Here is a 19,348-nt window from a genome sequence, read left to right as displayed (position 1 = left end):
TCGCACTTTTTTACAACCTGTCGCATCACCCGCTTGATCTTCCCGCTTTTCCGCCCGCCTTTCCATGCCGCGCCTTGCTGTGTAGCATTCGCGGATAACAAAAGCCGCGGCTGGCTCACCGGCCAGACATCGCGGATATGGAAAGGAAACGCTGAATGAAGTCCCTCGTCCGCGCGCTGGGTGCGCTGGTTGTCATTTCCGCCTCCGCCAGCAGCGCATCGGCCCAAACTCAGGGCTGGCCGAACCGGCCGATCCGCATGGTCGTGCCTTATACGCCCGGCGGCTACACCGACATGATGGCGCGCCTTGTCTCGGAGAAGGTTGCCGCCTCGCTCGGACAGAGCATCGTGATCGAGAACAAGCCCGGCGCCAACGCCGCCATCGGCACCGATACCGTCGCCAAGGCCGCGCCCGACGGCTACACCTTCGGCACCGTGATCGCGGCGCATTCGGTCAATCCGTCGCTCAAGGCCAACCTGCCCTACAACACGGAAAAGGATTTCACCTACGTCTCGCTGATGAGCGTCGCGCCGCTGATCATTGTCGCGACGCCCTCGCTGCCCGCGAAGAACATGCAGGAATTCATCGCGCTGGCGAAGGCGAAGCCGGGCCAGCTCAATTTCGCCTCCAGCGGCATCGGCTCCGCGGCGCACCTGACCATGGAGATGCTCAAGAGCCGCGAGGGCATCAATCTCCAGCACGTGCCTTACAAAGGCACCGCAGGCGCGCTGCAGGATCTGGTCGGCGGCCAGATCAACGTGATGTTCGACATCATCGGTCCCCTGATGGAGCAGGTGCGCGCAGGCAACGCCAAGGCGCTCGGCGTCGCCGCGAAGGAGCGCGTGCCGGCGGCCGGCGATACGCCGACGCTGATCGAGCAAGGCGTGAAGGATTTCGCCTCCGGCACCTGGGCCGGCATCATAGCGCCGGCGGGCGTGCCGAAGGAGATCGTCGACCGCATGTCGCTTGAGGCGAAGAAGGCCCTCGCCGATCCCGAGTTGAAGAAGAAGCTCGAGCAGCAGGGCATCGTCGCCATGGGCACCACGCCGGAGGAGTTCAAGGCGTTTGTCGGCGAAGAGATCGCGCGCTGGAAGCAGGTCATCACCGCCGCCGACATCAAGGCGGAATAACGATAAGGCAAACAACGGAAAAAGGCGGCCGATGCTCGGTCGGCCGCCCTTTACACGTTCTATATCTTAGCTTCGTTTAATCTCTTGCCGTACGGCGTACGCATCTGTTGCGGCACCAACGCAAACAAGCGAGACTTACTGCGTTTCCAGCTTAAGCGTGCGAGCCATCGCGCTGAACTTCTCCTGCTCCTTGCGGAAGAACGCCTGTGCCTCGTCGATGGTCATCTGCGGCATCTGCCGCGATCCCTGAATATTCACCCTCTCCATATATTCAGGGCTCGCAATCCAAACATTGACCGCCTCATTCATGCGTTTGACAATCGGCTCCGGCGTGCCGGGCGGCGCAAACAGCGCCGACGAGATCGTGTACTCGAAATTCTTCAGGTTCCCTCCGCTCTCGCTCACGGTCGGCACATCCGGCAATTGCGGGCTGCGCTTGTCGCCTGCGACCGCGATGGCCTTCACCTTGCCTCCCTTGATCAGTTCGAGGACAGGACCGCCCAGCGGCGCAAACGTGAGATCTAGATGCTGGCCGGTAATGTCCGCCATGACCGGCGCGACGCCTTTATAAGGAACTTCCAGGAAGGCTGCTTTTGTCCGGCCCTGAAAATCGGCGGTCACAATATGCGCGGTCGATCCCCTGCCCCAATGACCGATCGTCAGTTCCTTGTTCCCTGGCTTGGTTGCATAGGCGATTAATTCATCGAGCGTTTTGAACGAATGGGCCGAACTGGACACCAGAATGAAATCCGACGTCCCGACCAGGCCCAGCAGTTTGAAACTCTCGGGTTTATATTTCGCAGATACGATCGTAAATGGCGCGGTCACGAGATCTGAAACCGTTGTTCCGAGCAAGGTATACCCGTCTGCATTCGCGCTGAGTGCCGCCGCAGCGGCAATTGAACCGGCAGCTCCCGCGACGTTTTCCACCACCATGGTCTGACCGAGATTGCGTTCCAGAATCTGGTTCGCCGCGCGGATCGCAGCGTCAGCGGGCCCACCCGCCGGAAATGCGGTTTTAATCGTCACAGGCCGCGACGGGAAGTTCTGCGCCATGGCCGCAAAGCTCAGGCAGACGGCAAACACTGCGAGCAGCAGACCGTTCGCAGAACGTTTAAAGGATTTAAGGTACATGTCAGCTATCCCTTGTTCGTGTCCTCGGGGTTCATGTTCTTAGAATCTTGCCTTCAACTTCGTACTTGAGAAAAAAACATCATCGCGCGGCGCATGACATCCAGCGCGGAAGCTGATCAGGAGCCGTGGAATGCCGGATTGCTGCTTCCAGGCGGCCGTTCCATCTCGAACATGCGGTCCTGCGTCACTTCGACATAGTCGCCGCCGCGCCCTGCGCGCAGGATCGGGTTCGCAAGCGCCGTCTGATAAACGCCGTCCTTGATGAGCGCCTTGTCGATGTAGACCGCGACCACTTCGCCGAGCACGAGCCACCCTTCGACCGCTTCGCCCTTCCAGTTCTTGAATTTGACGATCTCGGTCACCTTGCATTCCATCGCGGCACGGCTTTCCAGCACGCGCGGCACCTTGACGTGACGGCTGGGCGCCGTGGTCAATCCGGCGACATCAAACTCGCTGACGCCATGCGGGACCGGCGCAGACGTCTTGTTCATTTGATCGCCCAGTTCTTTCGTCACCAGATTCCAGACGAACTCGCCGGTGTCCGAGACGTTTTTGACGCTGTCCTTCCAGGAGATCGATGCAAAGCCGAGGATCGGCGGATCGTAGTTGAAGGCATTGAAGAAGCTGTAGGGAGCCAGATTGAGTTGTCCCTCACTGCTCAGGGACGAGATCCAGCCGATCGGCCGAGGCGCGATGATCGCATTGAACGGATTGTGCCGCAGCCCGTGCCCTTGCGAGGGCTCGTAATAATGCATGTGATCGCTATCCACGATTGCCCCCGGATCATTCATTGAATGATAGCGGACCGCAGGCGGCCGCATGGGACATCGCAACCAGCATGGCTGGGCGAGCGTTCATATCGTTTCCTCCGTAGCCTTATGATCCCATTCACAAGAGCCGTAAGCCGGCTCCGAGACAGGTTTCTTATAGTTTGAACGCTACAGTTCTTTTTTGGAACGTGTCAAGCTCTCCCCGCACGTCGCATCGAGCGCATGACGGGATGACGTGCCTTTCTTCGCGGAAGCCGGCTGGAAAGCTGTCCCTTACACACTGTGCCGCGGCCAGGCGATCTCGCCGCGCGTGGTTGCAATGCCCATCTCGAAGCTGTCCGCGATGCGGCGGGCGCGAACGATGAAGGCCTCGGCCACATCGCTCTCGAAGATTTCGCGCGCGGTGGTCTCGAACAGCGCAAGCCAGCGGTCGAAGTGTTCACCCCGGATCGGCAGCATCAGGTGCGGACGCATCGGGCGGCCCTCATAGCGGCCGGTCTTGAGCAGCATCGACGACCAGAAATCGCTGATCTGCGCAATGTGATGGTCCCAGTCCTTCACCTGCGCATTGAAGATCGGACCGAGCAGGTCATCGGTACGGGCGCGGCCGTAGAACGTCGCGACAAGCTGCGCAATCTTCTCTTCGGTCAGGTCGGGATGGAAAGTCTGAATGGCGGGAGCTGTCTGGTCGGTCATGCGGCTGATCTAGGCCGCCGAACCAACGCAGGCAACCGGCGCAACGCATACCCCTGCTATTTGCAGAGCCCGCGCTATTTGCAGACCTTGTCCCGGCGCTTGTCCTGGAGCCGCCGCTCGCAATAGATCGTGCAGTTCTTCCCGCTCACCTTGGTGCAATAGGCAACGCACTTGTCGTAATTGCAGCCCCATGCATCGGCGGCGCGGGCCGTGTCCGGCACGCCGGTGAAGAACGTCACGACAATGGATAAAGCCAGCAACCTGATAAGCACCATATCGGCCTCCTGCGCCAAGCCTGTGAGCCGTATGGAGATTACATCAGATCGCCCGTCTGCGAACTATCCAAACAGACAGGGCAACGAGATCCCGTCCGCGCCGCCGCCCGCTGGAGCCGGTAACCGAAAAGACTCGCCTATCGGAAAAAGCTTCATTCAAAAGAAGCTCGCACATGTCGGCGCAGCAAAGATTTCGCTACGGCAACCTGAGAAAAATGTGCCGGGACAAAATCTTCCTGCAGGCTGTTTCAAACAGCGCGAGCGCACTTCCCGTTTGATCCGGGTCAAGGCGCCGTCTAGTTTCCCGTGCTGAAATCGGTATCACCGCGACAGGAGACACGCATGTCCGCATCCGAAATCGCAAGCCGTCATTTCGCGGCGGCGCTGGCCGAGGCGAAAGCCGCGAACCTCGACAGCGACGGCCTGTGCCGCGCGCTGCTCGGTCTCGTGGTCGGCAAATATCTCGAAACGCGGAGCGTGTCGGACGTGCAGTCGGAACTGCACTTCCTTGCTGACAACTGCGACCCCGATGCGGACTTCGCCTTCATGCGGCCCTAAGGTGGGTCGAGGCGCGTGATCGCGTCGCCGAGGCGAACGTCGCCGCCCTCAATGATGCGCGCCGTGATGCCGCCGTGCCCGCGCGTCGCATTATAGCCCCCGGTACCGAGCGCCTCCTCCATCCAGCTACATGGCGCGCAGTCACCCGATCCTTCGAGGACAGCGTGGCCGATACGAAAACGCATGCCCTTCAGCGCCGCGACGTTGATACCGCGCGTCACGAAATTCCGGCGCAGCAGGTCTGGCGCGACAGCATCGCGGCCAAGGAACGCCGCGATGGCGGCGATGTCCTCCGCAGCAATCAGCGTTACCTGCCGAGCGCCGTTGCTGCTGGTTTTGTAACGGTCACCTTCGATGCCGCGCTGGGCGACAAGCCTGGCCGATGCGGGTGTGACTATGCCCGCGCGGCGCGCGGGACGCAGGCCAATCCACACCAACTCGCCCGGCCGGACCGGCGCTGCCGTTAACCGGCCGAGCAGTGAGTCAGACGAAAAGGCCAAGACCTGCTCACGCCTTTGCGTAGCTGTAGAATCCCTGGCCGGTCTTGCGGCCGAGATGACCGGCGTCGACCATTTCCTTCAAGAGCGGCGCGGGCCGGTACTTCGGATCGTTGAAGCCGGTGTAGAACACCTCCATCACCGACAGCATGGTGTCGAGGCCGATCATGTCGGCCAGCGCCAGCGGGCCGATTGGATGATTGCAGCCGAGCTTCATGCCGGCGTCGATCTCTTCCGCCGATGCGATGCCTTCCTGCAATGCGAACACCGCCTCGTTGATCATCGGGCACAGGATGCGGTTAACCGCGAAGCCCGGGCTGTTCTTGGCGGTGACCGCCACCTTGCCGACGCGCTGGGCGAACGCGAGCGCCTTGGCGTGAGTGTCGTCGGAGGTCTGCAAGCCACGGATCAGCTCGAGAAGTTGCATCACCGGCACCGGATTGAAAAAGTGCATGCCGATGAAGCGATCCGGACGATCGGTCGCCGCCGCAAGACGGGTGACCGAGATCGACGAGGTGTTGGTGGCGACCAGCGCGCGCGGTTGCAGGTTGGCGCAGAGATCCTTGAGGATCTTGATTTTCAATTCCTCGTTCTCGGTGGCGGCTTCGATCACGAGGTCGCAGGAGGACAGTTTCGATTTGTCGGTGGTCGCGTTGATCCGCCCCAGCACGGCGTCGCGGTCGGCCGCGGTCATCTTCTCTTTCTTGACCAGCCGATCGAGGCTGCCGCTGATGGTGGCAACGCCGCGCGAAACGGCTGCGTCGGAAATGTCCACCATCACCACCTGGAGCCCCGCAGCCGCGCTGATCTGCGCGATGCCGTTCCCCATGGTGCCGGCGCCGATAATGCCAACCGTTTCAATCATGTCTCTTGTCCTTTCATTGCTTCAATCCGGCAACAAGCCTTCCCGCCGCATGGCATCGCCATACGGCCCGGTCGTGCCTTATCCATGGCTCGGCTATCTACTCCGCCCTGCCCGGCTGCGCTACTGCTAACATCCCGCAAGAACGCCAGAGCTTCCTGCGCTTATGCCGGCAATGGCGCCCCTGCCTGCTCCGCCACCATGTAGTCGGCGTACCACTGCGGCCAGTTATCGTCGTGTTTGCCGCCGGTCTGCTTCTCGTGCTCGCCGTGCGCGATCGCCGCACGCGTCAATGCTGCCGCAAGTTCGGTCGATGACTTGAAGACCGTGTCCCCCGCCTCGACCCGTCCGGGCAATCGCGTGGTGATCTCCTGGAAAAGCCAGCCATTGCCGTCGGGATCGTTGAACGAGGCGTACGAGCCGTAGCTGCCACGATTGGGCGCCGGGCCGCTGACCCGGTGGCTCCCGGACAGGAATGGCTCGTCCGTCCCGGAATGCCTGTCGCCGACGCCGTGAAAGATCTCGCCGACCTTGACACCGCGGCCGAGCAGGTCGTTGCGGGCGACCTCGATATCGGACACGATCAGGTACAGCCCCTGCGCGGAGCCGGGAGCCGCCGCAGTCACGTTTTTTCCGAAGATAACCGAGCACTCCGAGCCGGGCGGCGTGAACTGGATCACGCGCCATTCGTCGCCGGCGGCGAAGTCGGCGTCCAGCCTCCATCCCAATCCGCCATAAAAGCTTTTGGCGCGATCGACGTCCGACACGGGGATGACAACAACCTCCAGCTTCATGTCACTGCGCGCTTGGGTGTTGCTCATGTCTGGCCTCCTTGGTTCTTTAATCAATTGAGACGGGCGATAAAAACCTGGGAAAGAGATCACGATATGGAACCCAGCCTACATGGACGGTGGCCGCCCATGAACCCATTTCTGCGGCTCCAATCAGACTGGCATCACCCGGATGGCGGATACCTCATGCCGTCCTGAAATCGATTTGCGGGGAACCAAACTGTCGACGTTCCGGTTGAACCTTATCATCCGGACGGTAAGCTGCTGGGGACAGCGGAGTTCACGACAATGGACGATCAGGAAGTTGTCATTGCGGCTGTTCAGAAGGCGCGCCGCATTCTCGGCCGTGACATCGGGTCCAGTTCGCAGGACCGCGAGGCAACGATCAGCAGCCTGCGATCCGTGCTCGATGACGATCAGGTCGTACGTGCGCTGGAGCGGATCGGCCAGCGAAGCCGCCCTACGCCGGAGAAAATTGTTGAAAGTCCTTGGAGTTAAGTCATTCAGACCGAACGCACAGGGGAGACCACGATGGAGTCAGCTCAAGCCTTCAAACATCTGCGTACGCTGATCAAGGCTGCATCCGAAACCGACGACACGACCCTGATCCACACGCAGCTGACCATGATGACTGTCATCATCGACAAGGCTGCCCCGAGACAAAAGCCTTACGTGCCATTGTGGCTGAGCGGACCGGACCCCAGGGAGCAACGGTCCAGTGACGGTGCTGCGGTGGGCGAGCGATAGACGGATCGCTTTCAGCTCCGCTCGTCCCCGCGAAAGCGGGGACCCACAATTTATCTATCACTCACCCGCAGTACAGCGGCCCCTACCCGGCACGCCGCGGCTTCATGGTCTGCTCCTGCCAGATATAGAGCGCGCGTTTGGCGGAGGAGAACGAAATCTCCTCGTAGGTCTTGCGGAGCTGCTCGATCTCGGCCGCAGGCAGCGACAGCAGGCGGCTGAGGATCACCGCCTTCGCCGTCTCCCATGAGAGATCGGCGGCGCGGCACGCCGTCATCAATCCGTCGTGGCGATGAATCCTCATCAATGGCTGGATCAGTGGGATCGGCGCGCCTGTCATCGCGGCGAGCGCCGCGATAATCGTCTCATACTGCCGGTCCTTGGCGAACTCGAGCAATTTGTCTTCCGTCAACTGACGGTTCTCCACCAGCCGCTCGACAAGCGCCAGCGCGGAACGAAGATCGCGCGGACGTTCCGCCTGGCGTTTCGATTCCCGTGCGATGGTCTCGACGCGGCTTTGAATTTCACCTCGCAGCGAGGTCGGCGCCCTGGCCATGAGCCGCGCGTGCACGGCGCCTGCGCAATTGTCCAGCAGTTCATGCAGCAGCCGGACCGGCAGATCGGCGCGCAGCCCGGTTTTCTCCGCCAGCAGCGGATCGCCCTTGGAGGCTGCAACAAGCCGCAACAATCCCGCGCGCGAGATCGCCGCGCCCTCGTTGCCCGCCACACGGCGCAGCACATCCCTGTCACCGAGATCGATCAGGGCCTGTGTCAACGCGGTGTCGATTTTTGCGCGGCCGGAGATGGCTAGCAGATGTCCCTGCCCGCGCGATGTCGCGATCTCAAGGAGGTCATCGCCGGACAGCACGGGCGACTGCGTCAGCACCGGACTCGCGACGGTGACGTTGAGATCGCTCGCCAGCTTGCGCACAACAGAGACCGGCGCGAACGGCACGGGCGCGAGTTTCCGGCTGAGCTCCACAAGCACGTCGACGTCGCAATCGCCGATAAAACCAAGAAGCAGACTGTCGAAAATTTCGATCTGCGCCAGACCGAGGCGGCTTCCCTGATCGAGGAAGAGATCCGTCACCTTCCGCAGCGTGGTGACCCGGCGATCGGCCGATCTGTTGCCGATGGCGGCCTGCAGTTCCTGAATGAGATGATTGTGCACAGCAAATCCTGAGCTAAAGCAGACGGGAAAATGACTTTCAAAAAACAGCCGATCATACGACCTGATCGTTTCGAGGTCGTTAAATGATACCGTTTGCCGTAAAAGGCCGGGATGAGTAACGCTCTCCATTCTTCCTGTGATGTCGCCAGCGCCCAGGCGCAGGCATGCATCGATCATGCGGATCGTCCGAACCTCGTCATTGCAACAACGATTTTGGCGTCGAGCCTCGCCTTCATCGACGGCTCGGTGGTCAATGTCGGACTGCCCGCGATCGGGGCTGACTTCCGCGCCGACTCGAGCCAGTTGCAGTGGGTGGTCAACGCTTATCTCCTGCCGCTCAGCGCACTGTTGCTGCTCGGCGGCGCGGCGGGAGACCGTTATGGCCGCAGGCGGCTCTTGATCGCAGGCGTCGCGCTGTTCGCCATTGCGTCGCTGGCCTGTGCGCTGGCGCCGACGCTGGGCTGGCTGCTCGCCGCGCGCTTTATCCAGGGCGCGAGTGCGGCGATGCTGATGCCGAACAGCCTCGCGATCCTCGGACAAACATTTTCCGGCGAAGCCAAAGGCCGCGCCATCGGCATCTGGGCCGCGACGGGGGCGGCCGCGGGGGCGGTCGGTCCCGTGCTCGGCGGATGGCTGATCGATATCGGGAGCTGGCGGTTCGCGTTTCTCATCAATTTGCCGCTGGCGTTCGCCGCCATCTGGCTTGCCACTGTTTCCGTGCCCGCCGACCGCCAGGAGGAATCGGACCCGCTCGACAGCGCCGGCGCGCTGCTCGCCACCCTCGGGCTCGGACTCACCACCTGGGGGCTGACCGAAGGCTCGGCGCATGGCTGGTCGCTATTCGCCGTGGCGCTGATGGCGGCGGGCTGGGTATTCCTGATCGCGTTCGTGTGGGCGGAACATCGCCGCGGCGACAGGGCGATGATGCCGCTGGTGCTGTTCGGCTCGCCGAGCTTCGTCGGCCTTACGCTGCTGACGTTCCTGCTCTACGGCGCGCTCGGCGGTCTGTTCGTGCTGGTGCCGTTCGTGCTCATCACGGCCGGCGGCTATTCCGCAACGCAGGCCGGTGCGGCACTGCTGCCGTTGCCTCTGGTGATTGCCGTGGCCTCCCCGCTCGCGGGCGCATTCGCAGCCAAAACCGGTCCGCGATGGCCTTTGATCATCGGGCCTTTTGTCGTCGCGCTAGGCTTCCTGCTCGCGATGCGGATCGGCGCAGCGCAGAGCTACTGGCGCGATGTGCTGCCGGCGATTATTGTCATCGCGTTCGGCATGGCAGGCGCCGTTGCCCCGTTGACGACTGCGGTCCTGATGTCGGTGGACGAGCATCATGTCGGCGCCGCGTCCGGGCTCAACAGCGCGGTGGCACGCACCGGCGGCCTTGTGACAACAGCGCTGATCGGCGGAGTACTGGCTACGATGGGATCCTCGCTCCCCACCGCGTTCGGGATCGCGAGCGTTTGCGCCGCGATGCTTTGTATCGGCGCATCACTCTCGGCGTTTCTGCTGATCGCACGCGACGCCAAGCCTTAAACTGGGACTTGTTCTGTCAGCACGGCTCGCGGAAGCTCGGCTTCACTCCGAAAACGACCGAACGACATCGCCGGTCCACTGAAATTTTAGTTTGTATATTCCCAGAAATCGTCCGGAATAGAGCCTCCCATAGCGGTTCGCATGGCATCCCGGAAAAGTTTCGCTGCGGGCATCGGACGAAAAGCTATGGTGCGATCAACGATGAGTCCTTCGTCGTTTTCTTCGATAAGATCGAAACTTTCCAGCTCGTGACCCTGAATTTTTCCCTTCCATCTCAGTAAGGTTCTTCGGTCGTCCAGCTTCCACTCACCTGTGTAGGCACCTTCTCGTAGCGTGGTCGAGGCCGCGAAGATCTTTGCAAGGACCTCACGACCCTCAATGGTCCGTATCAACACCGGGCTGTGAAAAACAACATTCGCGGCGAGAATTTTTTCGTAGTCAGCCACGGTGGCGTCGCCTGACTCACGAAGTTTTCGAATGATATGCATGGTGGATGACTCCTTCGATGAGTAAGATCCCGCCTCCGCGTCCTAATACGGCGGCGCTTTCTTCGCGCGCTGGGTCTTGGCGGCCTCGACCCACCACATCAGGTCATCGGCGAAACGCGGGAAGGATTTTTTGAGCGCCTCGCCGCCCGGCCCTGTCGGCTCAGCCGTCTCAGACAGCGATTGCCCGATCGGCCCGACCGCGATGGTCGAAGAGATCACCACCATGCCCATCTCCGACAGCGTGCCGTGCCACGCCAGCGCGGCTCGCGCGCCGGAGAACCGTCCGGCCGAATAGCTGGCAATAGCCGCGGGCCGCCAGAACCATTCCTCCAGAAAATGATCGGTGAGATTCTTCAGGCCCGGCTGAAGTCCCCAGTTGTATTCGCCGGTGACGAACACGAAGCCGTCGGCGGCGATGATCTTCTGTCCAAGCTCCTCCAGTGCCGCAGGCACTTCACCCTTCGGATATTCCTTGCGCATCCGGTCCAGCATCGGCAGGCCGACGGCCTTTGCATCGATCAGTTCGACGTCCGCGCCGCGCTCACGCAGGCCTTTGACGATGAAATTCGCAAGGCGAATGCCCATCCGGTCAGAACGGTAAGACCCGTAGAGAACGAGAATACGGTCGGTCATGGGTCACGGGCTCCTGTGGCGTCACGATCACCGTAAACCGGATGATCCCTGGCGCAACCGGAAGTTTTTCTAGCGCAAGAAAACCACGATGGCGATGACAGCAAAGGCCGCAATAATTCCCAGATGCGCAAGACTGCGCGCGGCGGTTTCCCTCGCTGATTTCATGTCGCCTCCCCAGGCTTGTTGAACCCATGAGTCATCGATGGCCGGTCAAGGCCTTGTTGATTCAGATTTTTACGCAAACACCCCATGTCGCGCCGACGAGTCCCCACCCTGCGGCGCAGTTGAAGCGTGGCGAGATATTGAGGCCAGAGTTTGTCACAGGGGCGGTCTTGTCATCGCGGACGCGACGCCGCAGATGGTTCGACCGGCGTCGAAATGATTTGGCTGCTCTTCGTCGTATGCTGTTCAGATCGAATTTTGACTGGAGCTTCGCTCATGCCTCGTGAGATCATTCGCGTCGAACCGCTCTCCACATATCTGGAGCGATGGAAAGCGCCGACTTCCGCCGTAACGCGGCACGGCGACATGATTTACTTCTCCGGCTTTCCGCCATTCGATCCGGCTACGGGCGACGTCGTCGATGCACCGATCGAGCGCCAGACGGAACTCGTGCTGGATCAACTGAAGCTGTGTGTCGAGACGGCAGGATCATCGCTGGACAACGTTCTCAAGTGCAACGTCTATTGCACGTCGGTCGAGAAGTTCGCGGCGGTCAACGCAATCTACGCCAGATACTTTCCGGACAATCCGCCTGCCCGTATTTTCGTCTGCGTGCCCGCATGGCCAGGACATTTCGACATCGAGATCGATTGCATCGCGGCGGTCAAATAGTCCTCCTCATCACTGCGCGGTGCATCGGGTCGGCCCGCGCTTGCCGTGACGCAGGATGGTGCCGGACTTGTTCATCGTCAGCGTGACGCCGCGTCCGGTGTAGCGCGAACCCGTCAGCGTGAAGCGCTTCCTGAGCGCGACAGCTTTGCCGTCGAGTTGCAGATGGACCTGTTTCGGATCGTACTTGAGGAAAGCCGCCGTGAAACTCGCACCGTCGGCGCACGTGAAGCTCTGGAAGGTTTGCGCCGCCACGGGCGATGACTCCGCATCGACCAGAACGGCGACCGCCGCCGCGAGACATACGACAAGAAATTTCATGGTTCGCCTCTCCTGACCAACGACATCAGGCCGCCGGTGTCTGATCCGCTTTGGCCTTGTTCGCCTGAGCCTCGGCCAACCCGGCCTTGATCCGCGCCCGAATGGCCAGACCGGCGAAGATACACGCGCCGACCCAACTGACGAACTGCAACGAATCGAATCCCGTCAGCAGCAACCCACCGATGCACAGTCCCAGCGACGGCACCTCAGGCGGGCGGCGCGGCCTCCTGCGCGCTGCGTCCGGCACTCTAGCAGACCCACCTTTCCTGTGCATATCGCAACAGTTCCCGGGAGTTACCCCCTGCATGGCGGTAAACTGAGGCCGTCGCCGGTGCTTGCGATTTCGCAAGGGCTTTCAGACGCCTATATCCGCCGTCCTTCGGTCAGGAAGGAGAGTCCAGATGCTCGAAAACGTGCCGCTCCGGGATGCCAAGCCGGCCGTGATCGTGTGCCCGGAATGCCGGCGTCACCTCATGGAGGTGATGGACGTACGCTGGGCGATGACCAAGCTGGAATTCACCTACGCCTGCACCGGCTGCGGGCACCAGACCCTTCGGGCGATCTCCGGCGATACGCCGGTGTTCGTCTCGCGGGCATCGACGCATCTGCGCAGCCTCGAGATTTTTAACTTCAATCCGGATGCGGGAAAGACGCAGCGTCCGCGCGCAACCGAGACCGCGATCAGCGCGCACGTCGTTCGCGAGCAAAGAGCGGGCGAGCGCTAACGCGCGTCTGCAGATCGTCAGAAGCACAGATTGGTGACAACCTTGCCGGACTTGTCCTTGAGCACGTAGGGACATTGCGCACGCTTTAGCGCCGCCTTGGCGTCCTCGTTGCCGAGCGCTGCGGATTTCTCGTAGTAGGTTTTCGCTGCGCTCGAATCCTGCGGACCGCCGCGGCCTTCCTTCGCGAATGCACCCATCCGCTCCAGCGCGCCGGGATGATCCTGCGCCGCAGCCTTCTCGAACAGGTTGCGCGCCCCCGCGTCGTCCTTCGGGCCCCCGACGCCATCCTGCAACATCAGTCCCAGTTGAAACTGCGCCTCCGCGTTGGTCTCCGCCGCCTTCGCCAGCAGGCTGCGCGAGCGGGCCGCATCGGCAGGCGCGGCACCGCCCTTGCCCGACAACGCCGCGAGATTGCTGACGCCGCGTGGATTGCCGCCCTGCGCGGCACGCTCGAACAGCTTGGCTGCCGCGGCTTCATCTTTCGCGATGCCCGCGCCTGTCGCATAGGCGACGCCGAGCTCGACCATCGCCGACGTGCTGCCCTTGTCGGCGGCCTTGCGCCACGCGCCGATCGCCTCACCGCTCTGGTTGTTTGCCGCATAGGCGCGGCCGAGCTGATACATCGCGCGCCGCGTGCCGGAGGCCTGCTTGCAGAATTTGATCGCGGTCGCGACATCGGCCGCCGCGACGCTGGCAACGCCCTTCACATCGGCGGGCTTGTCAGGATCGGCAGGGTCGGCGGCGAGCCTGTCGCACAGCACCAGATCGGCGGACTGCGCATGCGCCGGCGTATGATTGCCGGCGGCGATAAGCGCGGCTGCGGCGATGCTGAAAATATGTGCAATTGAAACTGCGGTCTGCTTCATCGGGAACCCGGGTCGCTTCATGGCCCGTTATACCCCGACAACGGCCCGCACCGCTATGCCTTCAGCCATTCCAGCAGCGGCGCGTTGATCTCGCGCGGATAGGTATGGGCGAGATCGTCGATCTCGCGATAGGTCACGTCCGCGCCCGCCGCGCTCAGCGCACGCTGCGCCTGCCGCGCCACCTCGACCGGAAACATCCAGTCCAGCGCGCCGTGGACCAGATAGATCGGCAGCCCCTGCATCCGCTGCGCGTCGGCCATCGAAATCAGCATCGGATGGAATGTCGCGGAGACCGGCGCGAGATGCGTGAACGGCGAGCCGCTGTCGAGCGCGCTGACATAGCAGAACGTGCCGCCGTCGCTCATGCCTGTCAGCAGCCGCCGGTCGGGATCGACATTCCATTGCGCGCTGACCTGCTCCACGATGCGCGCGAGGTTCGGCGTATCGTTGTCGTCGCCCATCAGCGCCCACGTGCTGCCCAGCGAATTGCCTGCCGATGTCGGCGCGACAAGGATCGCACCGAAGCTGCGCGCGTCGCGCAGCCAGCTCCACAGGAAGCCGCGGCCGTGACCGCTGCCGCCGTGCAGAGCGACGACGAGCGGCCACGCGCGATCCGGCGTGTAGGTTTCCGGCACGTAGAGCGAGAAGCCGCCGCGCGTGCGCGGTTCATTGTCGAAGTGCATCACGCCGGTCACGCCCTCACGCGGCGGCTGCATGCTGCGCGCAAGGACGTCGGCGTCGGAGCGCAGGGATGAATCGAGAAAGAAGCCGTTCACCGCCGGGATCATCGAGGCCAGCGGATAAAGCGCCTCCTGCGCACGCGGCAGATGGCGCAGGGCCTTGAACACCGAGCGGATGTCGCCGCCGTCCAGCGCCGCACGCAATTCTGCGAACGCCGACAGGGCTTCATCGCTTGCGGCGACAAGCCGCTTGCCGACGTCGTCCGATGTATCGGACGGCTTGAAGTCCGAATAGGCCGCGCGCAACGCCGCGTCCGGCGTGCCGGCCGCCTCCATCACTTCACCGAAGGTCTGGGGATCGAGGTGACGCGCAATAACGCCGAGCGTCTCGAGGCAAGCGAACAATGGCGGCAGGATCGTTGCGGGATCGGATGTCATCGCCGCACGCTACCGTCCGGAGCGGCGCGCAGGCAAGGCGAGGCTCCGGACTGGCAGCCATGATTTACGATTTCAGCAAGCTGACCGGATGAAAAGCGGCCCCGCCTATTCTTCCTTCTCCGTCGTGAAGAACAGCGGATAGCCCTTGGCCTTGCCGAGTTCTGTCGCCTCCTTGGCCTTGGTCTCGGCCACATCGCGCGTGTAGACCGCGATGACGCAGGCGCCCTTCTGATGCGCGGTGAGCATCACGCGGCTTGCCGTCTCCGCGCCCATGCGGAAAACCGCTTTCAGCACGCTGACGACGAATTCGCGCGGCGTGTAGTCGTCATTGAGCAGGATCACCTTGTAGAGCGGCGGCCGCTCCAGCTTGACCTTGGTCTTGGTGGTGGTTTTCGGTTTGACGGTTGTCGGGCTCATCAGGCATCTCTCGGACTGGTCTGTCTCGGACACGTTCGCGGGTTGGTATGGTTCGTTCCGCACCCCATATTCGGCAGGCTGGGATCATCGAGGGGCCGCATGCCGCAGGTCGCATCAAGCGTGATTTCGCGCATCGATTATAACGCGCCGGCGCGCGAGCTTCACGTCACTTTCACGAGCGGACGGTCCTACAGCTATTTCGGCGTTCCCGGCGAGGTCTATTTCCAGTTCTGCCGGGCTGCTTCGAAGGGCGATTTCTTCAACACCCTGATCCGCGACCGCTACGAATTCGCCGAACGCCGCGGCGGTTGACCACCGCTTGAGCCGACCTGACAGTCCAGAATCGATACTGAGGCCGGTATTGACCCACATTCGCGGCGCTTATGTCGCACAAATCTCCTTTAGCAATGGATTTTTTCCACTTGCACCCCCTTTTCGCGGAAGCTAATTTCAAGTTCTAAAATCGAACTAATAATCCGCATCGATGGACGGGCGGCTCACGGGAGAGAAAGAACCACTATGTCGAGGATATTATTCGCCGCGCTTGCCGCATCGCTCACGCTGACCACGGCTGCTGTCGCGGCGGACGCCCCTGGCGTCACCGCCACCGAGATCAAGGTCGGAGCGACCTTCCCCTTCAGTGGCCCGGCATCGGCGCTGGGCAACGCCGGTAAGGGGCTGATCGCCTATGTCAACCAGATCAACGACCGCGGCGGCATCAACGGCCGCAAGATCAATCTCATCACCTATGACGACGCCTACAGCCCGCCGAAGGCGGTCGAACACACCCGCAAGCTGATCGAAAGCGACGAGGTCGCTTTCATGTTCGGCCAGCTCGGTACTCCGTCGAACTCGGCAACCAACAAGTATCTGACCGGCAAGAAAATACCCTCCGCCTTCATTACAACGGGCGCGACCAAGTTTACGGACAGCAAAGAGTATCCGCTGACCACCACGTCGCTGCCGAGCTACGACACCGAAGGCAAGGTCTATGCGAAATACTTCCGCGCGGAGCTGCCGAACGCGAAGGTCGGAATCCTCTATCAGAACGACGACTTCGGTAAGGACTTCCTCAACGCGATGAAGGTGTCCTACAAGGACGAGGCCGCAACCAAGCTCGTTGCGATCCCCTATGAAGTCGCCGACCCGACAGTGGATTCACAGGTCGTGAACCTCAAGGCGAGCGCACCCGACGCATTCCTGTTTGCGGGAACGCCAAAATTCGCGGCGCAGGCTCTCCGCAAGATGAACGAGATGGGCTGGAAACCGCTCACCGTCGTCAACTTCGTTGGGGCCTCGATCGGCGCAACCTTCGTGCCTGTTGGTCTCGACAAGGTGGTGGGTGTGGTAACTGCGGGCTTCCAGAAAGAGCCGACAGATCCGAAGTGGAAGGATGACCAGGGTGTGAAGGACTTCATCGCCTTCGCGCAGAAGTATCTCCCCGGAGCCGACCTCGCTGACCAGAACTATATGTTTGGCTACCAGCAGGGTATGATCCTCGAGCAATTGATCAAGCAAAGCGGCAACGATCTGTCGCGCGAAAACATCCTGAAGCAGAGCAAGAGCATCAAGGATCTGACGCTGCCGACCGCGCTGCCGGGAATCAAGGTCAACACAAGCGAGACGGTCAATCAGGCCTACACACAGCTTCAGTTGCAGAAGTGGAACGGCAAGAGCTGGGACCAGTTCGGCAGCGTCCTGAAAGCCGACTGACGCAACTAACGCCATCAGACATCTGACACATCATCAGGGCGTCGCGATCATCTCGCGGCGCCCTCTGCTTTTGGCCTTGAGACGCCGACCCGGCGGCAAGGCCGCGGGAACATAGCCGCCGCTGCCGCGTTGTATTTGCGACCCCGCCGCGCAGGCATTCGCCGCCGGCAAAATCCCCCATCTGATGACGGAACCATGGATTCGGCCCCATGACTGTGACCTATCATTCGGATCCCTCGACGCCATCGTTCAAGATCAAGCCTGTATCCTTCGTCTTTGCGGATGATGGATCGGTTCCGAACAACCGGCTGCCGTTCCTGCTCTACAAGAGCGCGATCGCACTCGAAAACGGTAATCCGGAACAGGCCATCGAGGACACGTTCCACGCCAATGGCTGGGGCCAGACCTGGCGCAACGGTATTTTCGACTATCTCCACTATCATGCGACGGTCCATGAAGTGCTGGGCGTCGCGCGCGGCCGGGCGCTGGTTCGCTTCGGCGGCGACCATGGCGAAGATTTCGAGATCAGAAAGGGCGATGTCGCGATCCTGCCCGCAGGCACCGGTCACCAGCGGCTGTCGGCGAGTGACGACTTCGTCGTGGTAGGTGCTTACCCGCCCGGCCCGCAGATGCAGATCTCGCGTCCCACCCTGGAAAACTATCGCCTTGCAGTCCAGAGCATTCCGGAAGTCGCGCTGCCGGACACCGATCCGGTCTACGGATCGCGCGGCCCGCTGGTCGAGCTTTGGAAAAAACGCAGTTAGCCAGAGGATCAGGGGATCGCGACGGCGCGCGAGGCCTGTTCGCGTCCCATCGGGACGCAAGCCTTCTTGCGCCGGAGCGCACCGAGGGAACCTGTGACCTTCATCACCTTGCCAACACCGCAACTCCCGTTGTCGACATAGACGACGGACCACGGCGAGAGGAAATAAGGTTCTTTTTTCAGGAAGTTGGGTGACAATTCCTGCGCCAGGCACGGCGCGGAGACGGTGCAAAGAAGTGCGAGAGCAACAACGGTACGCATGACACTCATCTCTGGGAAGGCAGACATCACAATGCGCTTTTTCGGTGAAGGTTCCAAGACGCGAACAGCAGCACGATGATTATTTTCTCGGCATGGTCTTCCGGCAGGCATCACGCGGCCGGACCGGAACGGTGTGCCGCACGATGTGTTGAGCCTCCAGTAGCAACGGAGGTTCTAATGCGACGTAAATTGCTTCTGACAACGATCATCGCCGCCTCGCTTGCGGCCTCGACGATTGCGGCGTCGGCCCAGGTTGCTCCGCCCTCCTCGCCGGGCGGCTCCGCTGCGGGTTCGCCTGGCGTCTCACCGGCAACTCCACCACCTGCAGCAACGGCTCCGTCACCGGGGACCACCGGCAGCAACACCGGGGTCAACCAGCCTGGCGTGCCGAACACATCGACGCCCGGGAAAATCGGGACCGGCGCCTCCCCGAGCGGCCTCCCCGGCGACAGCACGTCCAATCCCGGCTACCCGGGTAAGGTGGGCCGGTAGCCCGCTCCACCGGAGCAATCCGGCGCGCTTAACCCGTGCCGGATTTTTACCTCTTGGCTTCCTGCTTCAAGGGGGCCAGCAGCCAGAGCGTCAGGAACGTGAACAGTGAAATGACCACGGCGACGTCGTAGGCGCCGAGCCCTACCGCCGCGCCGGTGGCGCCCGTGGCCCAGAGGCTGGCGGCTGTCGCCGTGCCCCGCACCGTATTCTCGGTCTTGAGGATCGCGCCGCCGCCGATGAAGCCCATGCCGGTCATCAGGCCCTCGATGATCCGTGCCGTGCCTTCGGGGTGACCTGCGAGAATGTGCTCGGTAGCCTGCACGATGCCGCAGGTCGCCAGCGCAACCAGCGGGAAGGTCCGCAGGCCGGCACTCCGCTCTTCCTTTTCCCTATTCCAGCCGATCGGCAGCGCCAGCACGTAAGCTATGGTCAGCGCGACCAGATGAGGGCCGAGCCTGAAACTGCCCGCTGCTTCCAGAAGTGATTGCATGAGATTCTCCACGGTTCACCGTAGAGGTTTTCCGGACAGGTGAACCGCGACAAAAAGCTCACGCAATCCAGA

At 61.9% G+C, this 19,348-nt stretch carries 28 protein-coding genes; 11 read left to right on the top strand and 17 right to left on the bottom strand.

Features of this window, described 5'->3' with window-relative positions; translation table 11 throughout:
* The first annotated feature begins 155 nt into the window (after positions 1-155).
* Positions 156-1,130 carry a tripartite tricarboxylate transporter substrate binding protein gene (locus AC1RM7_RS01905; RefSeq protein ID WP_024919131.1) on the top strand — a complete coding sequence of 325 codons (975 nt, stop codon included), beginning with the start codon at positions 156-158 and terminating at the stop codon, positions 1,128-1,130.
* A gap of 135 nt (positions 1,131-1,265) precedes the next feature.
* On the opposite strand, the gene AC1RM7_RS01900 is transcribed toward AC1RM7_RS01905, so the two are convergent.
* The 4 genes from AC1RM7_RS01900 to AC1RM7_RS01885 all read right to left on the bottom strand — a co-directional run bounded on the left by AC1RM7_RS01900 (position 1,266) and on the right by AC1RM7_RS01885 (position 4,005).
* Positions 1,266-2,264: a Bug family tripartite tricarboxylate transporter substrate binding protein gene (locus tag AC1RM7_RS01900; RefSeq protein ID WP_024919130.1), complete on the bottom strand. Its 999-nt coding sequence runs from the start codon at positions 2,262-2,264 to the stop codon at positions 1,266-1,268.
* Between the two features lie 116 nt (positions 2,265-2,380).
* Positions 2,381-3,055 (bottom strand): flavin reductase family protein, encoded by a 675-nt coding sequence (locus AC1RM7_RS01895; protein WP_051472479.1) that lies wholly within the window; start codon positions 3,053-3,055, stop codon positions 2,381-2,383.
* A gap of 252 nt (positions 3,056-3,307) precedes the next feature.
* A complete protein-coding gene (locus tag AC1RM7_RS01890; RefSeq protein ID WP_024919129.1) occupies positions 3,308-3,730 on the bottom strand; it encodes a group III truncated hemoglobin in 423 nt (140 codons plus the stop codon).
* Between the two features lie 74 nt (positions 3,731-3,804).
* Positions 3,805-4,005: a hypothetical protein gene (locus tag AC1RM7_RS01885; protein WP_024919128.1), complete on the bottom strand. Its 201-nt coding sequence runs from the start codon at positions 4,003-4,005 to the stop codon at positions 3,805-3,807.
* A 342-nt stretch (positions 4,006-4,347) separates the two neighbouring features.
* Here AC1RM7_RS01885 and AC1RM7_RS01880 point away from each other — a divergent pair, with 342 nt between their 5' ends.
* Positions 4,348-4,563 carry a hypothetical protein gene (locus AC1RM7_RS01880; protein ID WP_006020362.1) on the top strand — a complete coding sequence of 72 codons (216 nt, stop codon included), beginning with the start codon at positions 4,348-4,350 and terminating at the stop codon, positions 4,561-4,563.
* Here the strand turns inward: AC1RM7_RS01880 and AC1RM7_RS01875 are convergent.
* The 3 genes from AC1RM7_RS01875 to AC1RM7_RS01865 all read right to left on the bottom strand — a co-directional run bounded on the left by AC1RM7_RS01875 (position 4,560) and on the right by AC1RM7_RS01865 (position 6,743).
* Entirely contained in the window at positions 4,560-5,063 is a 504-nt protein-coding gene (locus tag AC1RM7_RS01875; RefSeq protein WP_024919127.1) for an MOSC domain-containing protein, read from the bottom strand. The two genes, AC1RM7_RS01880 and AC1RM7_RS01875, sit on opposite strands and share 4 nt — an antisense overlap.
* A 7-nt stretch (positions 5,064-5,070) precedes the next feature.
* Positions 5,071-5,925 carry a 3-hydroxybutyryl-CoA dehydrogenase gene (locus AC1RM7_RS01870; protein ID WP_024919126.1) on the bottom strand — a complete coding sequence of 285 codons (855 nt, stop codon included), beginning with the start codon at positions 5,923-5,925 and terminating at the stop codon, positions 5,071-5,073.
* Between the two features lie 161 nt (positions 5,926-6,086).
* A complete protein-coding gene (locus AC1RM7_RS01865; RefSeq protein ID WP_006020359.1) occupies positions 6,087-6,743 on the bottom strand; it encodes a VOC family protein in 657 nt (218 codons plus the stop codon).
* Between the two features lie 258 nt (positions 6,744-7,001).
* On the opposite strand from AC1RM7_RS01865, the gene AC1RM7_RS01860 reads away from it, so the two are divergent.
* A complete protein-coding gene (locus tag AC1RM7_RS01860; protein ID WP_006020358.1) occupies positions 7,002-7,211 on the top strand; it encodes a hypothetical protein in 210 nt (69 codons plus the stop codon).
* A 33-nt stretch (positions 7,212-7,244) separates the two neighbouring features.
* Entirely contained in the window at positions 7,245-7,460 is a 216-nt protein-coding gene (locus AC1RM7_RS01855; RefSeq protein ID WP_006020357.1) for a hypothetical protein, read from the top strand.
* 82 nt (positions 7,461-7,542) lie between these two features.
* Here AC1RM7_RS01855 and AC1RM7_RS01850 read toward each other — a convergent pair whose 3' ends face one another.
* The gene (locus AC1RM7_RS01850; RefSeq protein WP_024919125.1) at positions 7,543-8,628 is read right to left on the bottom strand and encodes a DUF2336 domain-containing protein; all 1,086 of its coding nucleotides are present in this window, start codon (positions 8,626-8,628) and stop codon (positions 7,543-7,545) included.
* A 111-nt stretch (positions 8,629-8,739) separates the two neighbouring features.
* On the opposite strand from AC1RM7_RS01850, the gene AC1RM7_RS01845 reads away from it, so the two are divergent.
* Positions 8,740-10,158, top strand: a complete 1,419-nt coding sequence (locus AC1RM7_RS01845; protein WP_024919124.1) for an MFS transporter — start codon at positions 8,740-8,742, stop codon at positions 10,156-10,158.
* An 86-nt stretch (positions 10,159-10,244) separates the two neighbouring features.
* Here AC1RM7_RS01845 and AC1RM7_RS01840 read toward each other — a convergent pair whose 3' ends face one another.
* Positions 10,245-10,646 carry a hypothetical protein gene (locus tag AC1RM7_RS01840; protein ID WP_024919123.1) on the bottom strand — a complete coding sequence of 134 codons (402 nt, stop codon included), beginning with the start codon at positions 10,644-10,646 and terminating at the stop codon, positions 10,245-10,247.
* A gap of 42 nt (positions 10,647-10,688) precedes the next feature.
* Positions 10,689-11,279, bottom strand: coding sequence for an NADPH-dependent FMN reductase (locus AC1RM7_RS01835; protein ID WP_024919122.1), 591 nt, complete (start codon positions 11,277-11,279; stop codon positions 10,689-10,691).
* A gap of 438 nt (positions 11,280-11,717) precedes the next feature.
* On the opposite strand from AC1RM7_RS01835, the gene AC1RM7_RS01830 reads away from it, so the two are divergent.
* Entirely contained in the window at positions 11,718-12,113 is a 396-nt protein-coding gene (locus tag AC1RM7_RS01830) for a RidA family protein (protein ID WP_024919121.1), read from the top strand.
* A gap of 9 nt (positions 12,114-12,122) precedes the next feature.
* On the opposite strand, the gene AC1RM7_RS01825 is transcribed toward AC1RM7_RS01830, so the two are convergent.
* Positions 12,123-12,431: an MliC family protein gene (locus tag AC1RM7_RS01825; protein ID WP_024919120.1), complete on the bottom strand. Its 309-nt coding sequence runs from the start codon at positions 12,429-12,431 to the stop codon at positions 12,123-12,125.
* Between the two features lie 25 nt (positions 12,432-12,456).
* On the bottom strand, positions 12,457-12,678 hold the full coding sequence (locus AC1RM7_RS01820; protein WP_152544107.1) for a hypothetical protein: 222 nt from the start codon (positions 12,676-12,678) through the stop codon (positions 12,457-12,459).
* A gap of 154 nt (positions 12,679-12,832) precedes the next feature.
* Here AC1RM7_RS01820 and AC1RM7_RS01815 point away from each other — a divergent pair, with 154 nt between their 5' ends.
* Complete coding sequence (locus AC1RM7_RS01815) at positions 12,833-13,156, top strand: hypothetical protein (protein ID WP_024919119.1); 324 nt, start codon at positions 12,833-12,835, stop codon at positions 13,154-13,156.
* Positions 13,157-13,173: 17 nt separating this feature from the next.
* On the opposite strand, the gene AC1RM7_RS01810 is transcribed toward AC1RM7_RS01815, so the two are convergent.
* The 3 genes from AC1RM7_RS01810 to clpS all read right to left on the bottom strand — a co-directional run bounded on the left by AC1RM7_RS01810 (position 13,174) and on the right by clpS (position 15,557).
* A complete protein-coding gene (locus tag AC1RM7_RS01810) occupies positions 13,174-14,022 on the bottom strand; it encodes a tetratricopeptide repeat protein (RefSeq protein ID WP_244434435.1) in 849 nt (282 codons plus the stop codon).
* Positions 14,023-14,075: 53 nt separating this feature from the next.
* Complete coding sequence (locus tag AC1RM7_RS01805) at positions 14,076-15,140, bottom strand: carboxylesterase family protein (RefSeq protein WP_024919117.1); 1,065 nt, start codon at positions 15,138-15,140, stop codon at positions 14,076-14,078.
* A gap of 105 nt (positions 15,141-15,245) precedes the next feature.
* Positions 15,246-15,557 carry an ATP-dependent Clp protease adapter ClpS gene (gene clpS, locus AC1RM7_RS01800; RefSeq protein ID WP_006020345.1) on the bottom strand — a complete coding sequence of 104 codons (312 nt, stop codon included), beginning with the start codon at positions 15,555-15,557 and terminating at the stop codon, positions 15,246-15,248.
* Positions 15,558-15,656: 99 nt separating this feature from the next.
* Between clpS and AC1RM7_RS01795 the strand changes: the two genes are divergently transcribed.
* From AC1RM7_RS01795 to AC1RM7_RS01785, 3 genes are all read left to right on the top strand, one after another.
* On the top strand, positions 15,657-15,869 hold the full coding sequence (locus tag AC1RM7_RS01795; protein WP_024919116.1) for a KTSC domain-containing protein: 213 nt from the start codon (positions 15,657-15,659) through the stop codon (positions 15,867-15,869).
* Positions 15,870-16,076: 207 nt separating this feature from the next.
* A complete protein-coding gene (locus AC1RM7_RS01790) occupies positions 16,077-17,270 on the top strand; it encodes an ABC transporter substrate-binding protein (protein ID WP_024919115.1) in 1,194 nt (397 codons plus the stop codon).
* Between the two features lie 209 nt (positions 17,271-17,479).
* Complete coding sequence (locus AC1RM7_RS01785; RefSeq protein ID WP_024919114.1) at positions 17,480-18,034, top strand: cupin domain-containing protein; 555 nt, start codon at positions 17,480-17,482, stop codon at positions 18,032-18,034.
* Between the two features lie 8 nt (positions 18,035-18,042).
* On the opposite strand, the gene AC1RM7_RS01780 is transcribed toward AC1RM7_RS01785, so the two are convergent.
* On the bottom strand, positions 18,043-18,294 hold the full coding sequence (locus AC1RM7_RS01780; protein WP_024919113.1) for a DUF6719 family protein: 252 nt from the start codon (positions 18,292-18,294) through the stop codon (positions 18,043-18,045).
* 177 nt (positions 18,295-18,471) lie between these two features.
* Here AC1RM7_RS01780 and AC1RM7_RS01775 point away from each other — a divergent pair, with 177 nt between their 5' ends.
* Complete coding sequence (locus AC1RM7_RS01775) at positions 18,472-18,786, top strand: hypothetical protein (RefSeq protein ID WP_081758591.1); 315 nt, start codon at positions 18,472-18,474, stop codon at positions 18,784-18,786.
* Between the two features lie 46 nt (positions 18,787-18,832).
* Here AC1RM7_RS01775 and AC1RM7_RS01770 read toward each other — a convergent pair whose 3' ends face one another.
* Positions 18,833-19,276, bottom strand: coding sequence for an MgtC/SapB family protein (locus AC1RM7_RS01770; protein WP_006020339.1), 444 nt, complete (start codon positions 19,274-19,276; stop codon positions 18,833-18,835).
* Positions 19,277-19,348: the final 72 nt, after the last annotated feature.

Source organism: Afipia sp. GW822-FHT03D08, assembly GCF_058801645.1.
The sequence above is the reverse complement of the archived record's forward strand: the minus strand, read 5'-3'. Positions and strand labels throughout refer to the sequence as shown.